The organism is Desertibacillus haloalkaliphilus, from assembly GCF_019039105.1.
Taxonomy (GTDB): Bacteria; Bacillota; Bacilli; order Bacillales; family KJ1-10-99; genus Desertibacillus; species Desertibacillus haloalkaliphilus.
Window position 1 is genome coordinate 1 of record NZ_JAHPIV010000181.1, and the last position, 420, is coordinate 420.

Here is a 420-nt window from a genome sequence, read left to right on the forward strand (position 1 = left end):
TCTCTCCTTTTTCTTCTTTCCCCTCCCCCCCCTCCTCCTCTTCTTTCCTCCTCCCTTTTCCTTTCTCCCCTCTTTTTTTCCCCTCCCCCCTTCCCCCCCTTTCCTTTCTTCTTCTTCTCCCCTTCCCTCCCTTTCTTCCCTCCCCCCCCCTCCTTTTCCCCCCCTTTTTTTCCTTTTTTTTCCTTCTTTTTTCTTCCTTCCTCTCCTTCTCCCCCCTCCCCCTTTTTTCCTCTTCCTCTTTCTCTTTCTTTTCCCTCCCCCTCCCTCTTTTTTTCCCTTCCTCTTCTCCTCCTCTCCTCCCCTCTCTTCTCCCTTCCCTTTTCCCTCTTCCTCTCCCCTCCCCTTTTTTCTTTTCTCTTCTTCTTCCTCTTTTTCCCTTCTCTTTTCCTTTTCTTTCTCTCCCTTTCCCTTTCTTTTCTT

General features: G+C 49.5%; 1 protein-coding gene. It reads right to left on the reverse strand.

All coding sequences use genetic code 11. The annotated features are described in order from the left end of the window. Positions 1–420, reverse strand: a 420-nt coding sequence (locus KH400_RS29760) for a hypothetical protein (protein WP_217228095.1), incomplete at both ends; no start/stop codon positions are given.